This window comes from Pseudomonas sp. GYB4201 (genome assembly GCF_056312595.1).
Genome location: NZ_JBWGIG010000021.1, coordinates 113,520 through 119,772, shown reverse-complemented (window position 1 = coordinate 119,772; position 6,253 = coordinate 113,520). Strand labels below are relative to the sequence as shown.

The following is a 6,253-nucleotide window of genomic DNA, read 5'->3' as shown; positions in this document are numbered from 1 at the left end:
CGACCTGGTCTACGACCGACAATTTAAAGGCTAGCGTGTAATCGCGCTGACTCCGCCTTTTGCCTGAATCCATTGATTCCTCCTGAGGATTGGTCAGAAGGTGTAAACCTTATTCAGGACGGGACACACGCAAAAAAAAAGCCCCTTCACGGGGCCTTTTTCTGCAACCTCGAACGCCTTAGCGCTCCAGGTCAGCGATCTTGCCGGTCTTGCCGTCCCACTCTTCAGCGTCAGGCAGGGCATCCTTGCGCTCGGTGATGTTGGGCCAGACCTCTGCCAGCTCGGCGTTCAACTCGATGAAGTTCTCCATCCCGGCCGGGATTTCGTCTTCAGAGAAAATGGCTTGGGCAGGGCACTCAGGCTCGCACAGTGCGCAATCGATGCACTCATCCGGGTGAATTACCAGGAAGTTCGGGCCTTCGTAGAAGCAGTCCACCGGACAGACTTCGACGCAGTCGGTGTATTTGCACTTGATGCAGTTGTCGGTGACGACGAAGGTCATTTCAAAATATCTCCTCAAGGCGGCAGCGAAGCCCCTGATCCAGGGCCGCTTGGTTTGGGCTGGTCAGCCGGCGGACCAGGCTAAGAGCCCGTGGCATTCCCAAACCGCGCGGGATTCTATCAGCTTGTGCGCTGCTGCGTTAGATCCGAGTCTTCAGTGTATAGAGCAATTCGATTGCTTGACGTGGCGTCAGGCCATCAATGTCGGTCTTGCTGAGTTGCTCCAGCACCGGGTGCGGCAAGCTGGCGAACAGGTCACTCTGGTGCGGTACCTGGGGTTGGCCCGGGGCGCTGGCGACTGGTTCGTGTGGCAGGCTCGCCGTTTCCAGGCGGCCCAGGTGTTCCTTGGCGCGGGCGATCACTGGGTTCGGCACGCCGGCCAACTGTGCCACGGCCAGGCCGTAGCTCTGGCTGGCAGGGCCGGGCAGTACGTGGTGCAGGAACACGATGCGCTCCTTGTGCTCGGTGGCGCTCAGGTGCACGTTGGCGACCAGCGGTTCGTTTTCCGGCAGTACCGTCAATTCGAAATAGTGCGTGGCAAACAGCGTGTAGGCGCGCAGTTGCGCCAGGCGCTCGGCGGCGGCCCAGGCCAGCGACAGGCCGTCGAAGGTGCTGGTGCCGCGGCCCACTTCGTCCATCAGCACCAGGCTCTTGTCCGTGGCGTTGTGGAGGATGTTGGCAGTTTCGCTCATTTCCACCATGAAGGTCGAGCGCCCGCCGGCCAGGTCGTCGCTGGAGCCGATACGGGTGAAGATGCGGTCCACCAGCGACAGCTCGCAGCCGGCGGCCGGCACGAAGCTGCCGATGTGGGCCATCAGCACGATCAGCGCAGTCTGGCGCATGTAGGTGGATTTACCGCCCATGTTCGGGCCGGTGATCACCAGCATGCGGGTGTCGTTGTCCAGGCTCAGGTCGTTGGCCACGAACGGCGTGGTCAGCACCTGTTCCACCACCGGATGGCGGCCCTGGTTGATGCGCAGGCAGGGCTCGTCGACGAACACCGGGCAGTTGAGGTCCAGGTTCAGCGCGCGCTCGGCCAGGTTGCTCAACACGTCCAGCTCGGCCAGGGCCGCGGCGGTGTCCTGCAGCGGTGGCAGGTGGCCGATGAGGTTTTCCAGCAGCGCGTCGTAGAGCATCTTCTCGCGGGCCAGGGCGCGGCTTTTCGCCGACAGCGCCTTGTCCTCGAACTCTTTCAGCTCCGGGGTGATGAAGCGCTCGGCGCCTTTCAGGGTCTGGCGGCGGATGTAGTCCGCTGGCGCCTGCTCGGCCTGCTTGCTGGGCAGCTCGATGAAGTAGCCGTGCACGCGGTTGTAGCCGACCTTCAGGTTGGCCAGGCCAGTGCGGGCTTTCTCGCGTGCCTCCAGGTCGATCAGGAACTGGCCGGCGTTCTCGCTCAGGGCCAGCAGCTCGTCCAGCTCGCTGTCGTAGCCGGTCTTGAGCACGCCGCCGTCACGGATGACCGCCGGCGGGTTGTCGATGATGGCCTTGGCCAGCAGGTCGGCCAGCTCCGGGTAGGTGCCAGCGATGGTCGCCAGCAGCGCCAGGTGCGGCGCTTCCAGGTCGGACATCGCCACTTGCAGGTCCGGCAGCGCCGCCAGCGCGTCGCGCAGGCGCGCCAGGTCGCGCGGGCGGGCGTTGCGCAGGCCGATGCGGGCGAGAATGCGCTCGATGTCGCCGATTTCTTTCAACTGCGGCTGCAGGCTTTCGAAACGGTAGCCCTCCAGCAGGCAGCGGATCGAGCTCTGGCGCGCCTGCAGCACCTTCAGGTCGCGCAGCGGGCGGTTCAGCCAGCGGGTCAGCAGGCGGCTGCCCATGGCAGTCTGGCAGCGGTCGATCACCGATTGCAGGGTGTTGTCGCGCCCGCCGGCCAGGTTGGTGTCCAGCTCCAGGTTGCGCCGGCTGGCGCCGTCCAGCACCACGGTGTCATCCAGGCGCTCGTGGCGCAGGCTGCGCAGGTGCGGCAGGGCGGTGCGCTGGGTTTCCTTGGCGTAGCCCAGCAGGCAGCCGGCGGCGCCGATGGCCAGGGTCAGGTTCTCGCAGCCAAAACCCTTGAGGTCCTGGGTGGAGAACTGCTGGCACAGGCTCTTGTGCGCGGTGTCACGCTCGAAGTCCCACGGCGCGCGGCGGCGCGAACCACGGCGCTTTTCCGCCGGCAGGCCTTGGGGCCAGTCATCGGGGATCAGCAGCTCAACCGGGTTGATGCGCTCAAGCTCGGCCAACAGGCTTTCCCAGCCCTTGATCTCGAGCACCGAGAAATTGCCGCTGGTGATGTCCAGCACCGCCAGGCCGAACAGACGCTCGTCGCCCAGCACCGCGGCGATCAGGTTGTCGCGGCGCTCGTCCAGCAACGCCTCGTCGCTGACCGTGCCGGGGGTGATGATGCGCACCACCTGGCGTTCCACCGGGCCCTTGCTGGTGGCCGGGTCGCCCACCTGCTCGCAGATGACCACCGACTCGCCCAGCTTCACCAGCTTGGCCAGGTAGCCCTCGGCGGCGTGGTACGGAATGCCGCACATGGGAATCGACTGCCCCGCCGACTGGCCGCGGGCCGTGAGGGTGATATCCAGCAACTTGGCCGCTTTCTTCGCGTCTTCGTAGAAGATCTCGTAGAAATCGCCCATGCGGTAGAACATCAACTGATCCGGATGCTGGTTCTTCAGCTTCCAGTACTGCTGCATCATGGGGGTGTGGCTGGAAAGATCACTCATGCAGAAACTTGGCTCGCAGTGGCGGGTGTGTCAAAAGGCAAGCGGCGAATACTACAGGGATTTTTCATGGCTTGCCGCCTGCGCGTTGCTTCTATATGTGGGAAATGCCCGCCAGCATTGCAAAATGCACAAGGGGGTAGCACTATGCATTGCATGCACACACGTACCGTAGCCACCGTCCTCAAGGAACTGCTCGCCCGCGAAGGTCTCTCCGCCACGGAGCTGCACCGGCGCACCGGCGTGCCGCAGTCCACCCTGTCGCGCATCCTGGGCGGAAAGATCGTCGACCCCGCCGACAAGCACATCGCCAAGTTGGCGGACTATTTCCGTGTCAGCACCGACCAACTGCGGGGGCGCGCCAGCCTGCCGGCGGCAGGGGGCGGCCATGCCGAGCTGCGCGACATCAGCCTATGGGACGACGACACGCCCGTGGAGGACGACGAGGTGTCCATTCCCTTCCTGCGCGAGGTGGAACTGGCCGCCGGCTCGGGCCGCTTTGTCATCGAGGAAAGCGAGCGCGCCAGCCTGCGCTTCGGCAAGCGCAGCCTGCGCCACAACGGCGTGCAGTTCGACCAGGCCAAATGCGTGACGGTGCGTGGCAACAGCATGCTGCCGGTGTTGCGCGACGGCGCCACGGTGGGGGTGAACTCGGGCAAGCGTGGCATCGGCGATATCGTCGATGGCGACCTCTACGCCATCAACCACAATGGCCAGTTGCGGGTGAAGCAGCTGTACCGCTTGCCTACCGGCATCCGCCTGCGCAGCTTCAACCGTGAAGAACATCCCGACGAAGACTATAGCTTCGCGCAGATGCAGGACGAACAGATCACCATCCTCGGCCACGTGTTCTGGTGGGGCATGTACGCCCGCTGACCCTCGACGCCCGTGCTTTTCACTTCGGTCAGAAAAATGCATTTATGCATTGATTTAATATGCATCAGTGCATAGTCTTCTGTTGAAGGTCTTCACCAGGAGGGGCGGATATGCAAATGGATCAAGCGTTGTTGCACCAGGTGCCACTCTGGCTGGTGATGCTGCTGGCCCTGCTCGGCGGCGTCACTGGCGAACTGTGGCGCGCCGACAAGGAAGGCACCCATGGCTGGCGCCTGCTGCGCCGGGTATTGATGCGTTCCGGCGCCTGCATGGTCTGCGGGCTTACGGGCACCATGCTGCTGTACGGCGCGGGGTTGTCGCTGTGGTCGGCCACTGCGGTTGGCTGCATGACGGCAATGGCGGGTGCCGATGTGGCGGTCAGCTTCTATGAGCGCTGGCTGGTGAAGCGCCTGGGGTTGGGCGCGGTTTCGCGGCGCAAGCGGTTGTGAGGCTGTCGAGCCTTGCGCCGGTTGGTGTACGGTAGCGGGCAATTTCCCTTGCCATGGAGCTTCCGATGGACCTGATCACTCAACTGTCGCAGTCGCTGGGCGAAAGGCTCAAGGCCCTGGGGGCCCAGGCCACCACCGCCGAATCCTGCACCGGCGGCGGCATCGGCGAGGCCATCACCCGCGTCCCCGGCAGCTCGGCGTGGTTCGAGGCCGGCTACATCACCTATTCCAACGCCCAGAAGACCGCCCAGCTGGGCGTGCCCGAGCCTTTGTTCGCCAGCGTCGGCGCGGTCAGCCGCGAGGTGGTCGAGGCCATGGCCCTGGGCGCCCAGGCCCGCAGCGGGGCGCGGTTCGCCGTGGCGGTCAGCGGCATTGCCGGGCCGGACGGCGGCACGCCGGGCAAGCCGGTGGGCACCGTGTGGCTGGCCTGGGCGGTGGATGGGCGGGTGCTTGCCGAGCGCCAGCTGTTCGCCGGCGACCGCGATGAGGTCCGCCGACAAACGGTAAAGGCCGCGCTAGAGGGGCTGATACGTCTTGTAGCAGGAGAAATCTCAACACGGGGGTAGGCGTGCCCGGCTCCCTGTGGAATAATACTGGCTACTTATACAGTTATCCGGCCTTCTGGCCTTATTGATTTTTAGAGAGGACTTTAATGGACGACAACAAGAAGAAAGCCTTGGCTGCGGCCCTGGGTCAGATCGAACGTCAATTCGGCAAGGGTGCCGTAATGCGTATGGGCGACCACGACCGCCAGGCCATCCCGGCTATCTCCACCGGTTCCCTGGGCCTGGACATCGCCCTGGGCATTGGCGGCCTGCCAAAAGGCCGTATCGTTGAGATCTACGGCCCTGAGTCGTCGGGTAAGACCACCCTGACCCTGTCCGTGATCGCCCAGGCACAGAAGATGGGCGCCACCTGCGCCTTCGTCGACGCCGAGCACGCGCTGGACCCTGAGTACGCCGGCAAGTTGGGCGTGAACGTCGACGACCTGCTGGTCTCGCAGCCGGACACCGGCGAGCAGGCCCTGGAAATCACCGACATGCTGGTGCGCTCCAACGCCGTTGACGTGATCATCGTCGACTCCGTGGCAGCCCTGGTACCCAAGGCCGAGATCGAAGGCGAGATGGGCGACATGCACGTGGGCCTGCAGGCTCGCCTGATGTCCCAGGCGCTGCGCAAGATCACCGGCAACATCAAGAACGCCAACTGCCTGGTCATCTTCATCAACCAGATCCGCATGAAGATCGGCGTGATGTTCGGCAGCCCGGAGACCACCACCGGTGGTAACGCGCTGAAGTTCTACGCCTCGGTGCGCCTGGACATCCGCCGTACCGGCGCGGTGAAAGAAGGCGACGAAGTGGTCGGCAGCGAAACCCGCGTCAAGATCGTCAAGAACAAGGTGGCTCCGCCGTTCCGTCAGGCCGAGTTCCAGATTCTCTACGGCAAGGGTATCTACCTCAACGGCGAGATCATCGACCTGGGCGTGGCCAACGGCCTGCTGGAAAAAGCCGGCGCCTGGTACAGCTACCAGGGCAGCAAGATCGGTCAGGGCAAGGCCAACTCGGCCAAGTTCCTGGCGGATAACCCGGAAATCGGTGCGGCCCTCGAGAAGCAGATCCGCGACAAGCTGCTGACCGGCGGTGTCGATGCCAAGAAAGCACCCGTGGTAGAAGCGGATGCCGAAGACGAAATGGTAGACGCCGACGTCGATTTCTAATCACG

At 64.1% G+C, this 6,253-nt stretch carries 6 protein-coding genes; 4 read left to right on the top strand and 2 right to left on the bottom strand.

Annotated elements, in window-relative coordinates:
* Nucleotides 1-178 precede the first annotated feature (178 nt).
* Together fdxA and mutS are read right to left on the bottom strand one after the other, a co-directional pair.
* Nucleotides 179-502, bottom strand: a complete 324-nt coding sequence (gene fdxA / locus AC0Z2B_RS20180) for a ferredoxin FdxA (protein WP_012270863.1) — start codon at nucleotides 500-502, stop codon at nucleotides 179-181.
* 139 nt (nucleotides 503-641) lie between these two features.
* A complete protein-coding gene (gene mutS, locus AC0Z2B_RS20175; RefSeq protein WP_416422869.1) occupies nucleotides 642-3,209 on the bottom strand; it encodes a DNA mismatch repair protein MutS in 2,568 nt (855 codons plus the stop codon).
* Nucleotides 3,210-3,362: 153 nt separating this feature from the next.
* Between mutS and AC0Z2B_RS20170 the strand changes: the two genes are divergently transcribed.
* From AC0Z2B_RS20170 to recA, 4 genes are all read left to right on the top strand, one after another.
* On the top strand, nucleotides 3,363-4,082 hold the full coding sequence (locus AC0Z2B_RS20170) for a LexA family transcriptional regulator (RefSeq protein ID WP_416422870.1): 720 nt from the start codon (nucleotides 3,363-3,365) through the stop codon (nucleotides 4,080-4,082).
* Nucleotides 4,083-4,192: 110 nt separating this feature from the next.
* A complete protein-coding gene (locus tag AC0Z2B_RS20165; RefSeq protein WP_416422871.1) occupies nucleotides 4,193-4,531 on the top strand; it encodes a phage holin family protein in 339 nt (112 codons plus the stop codon).
* A gap of 65 nt (nucleotides 4,532-4,596) precedes the next feature.
* Nucleotides 4,597-5,097 carry a CinA family protein gene (locus AC0Z2B_RS20160; protein WP_476298952.1) on the top strand — a complete coding sequence of 167 codons (501 nt, stop codon included), beginning with the start codon at nucleotides 4,597-4,599 and terminating at the stop codon, nucleotides 5,095-5,097.
* 86 nt (nucleotides 5,098-5,183) lie between these two features.
* Nucleotides 5,184-6,248: a recombinase RecA gene (gene recA / locus AC0Z2B_RS20155; RefSeq protein WP_416422873.1), complete on the top strand. Its 1,065-nt coding sequence runs from the start codon at nucleotides 5,184-5,186 to the stop codon at nucleotides 6,246-6,248.
* The last annotated feature ends 5 nt before the right edge of the window (nucleotides 6,249-6,253 follow it).

Excerpts from the sequence above, each read along its gene's own strand:
- AC0Z2B_RS20165 (WP_416422871.1), top strand. The coding sequence starts at position 4,193 with ATGCAAATGGATCAAGCGTTGTTGCACCAGGTGCCACTCTGGCTGGTG.
- recA (WP_416422873.1), top strand. The coding sequence starts at position 5,184 with ATGGACGACAACAAGAAGAAAGCCTTGGCTGCGGCCCTGGGTCAGATC.
- mutS (WP_416422869.1), bottom strand. The coding sequence starts at position 3,209 with ATGAGTGATCTTTCCAGCCACACCCCCATGATGCAGCAGTACTGGAAG.
- AC0Z2B_RS20170 (WP_416422870.1), top strand. The coding sequence starts at position 3,363 with ATGCACACACGTACCGTAGCCACCGTCCTCAAGGAACTGCTCGCCCGC.
- AC0Z2B_RS20160 (WP_476298952.1), top strand. The coding sequence starts at position 4,597 with ATGGACCTGATCACTCAACTGTCGCAGTCGCTGGGCGAAAGGCTCAAG.
- fdxA (WP_012270863.1), bottom strand. The coding sequence starts at position 502 with ATGACCTTCGTCGTCACCGACAACTGCATCAAGTGCAAATACACCGAC.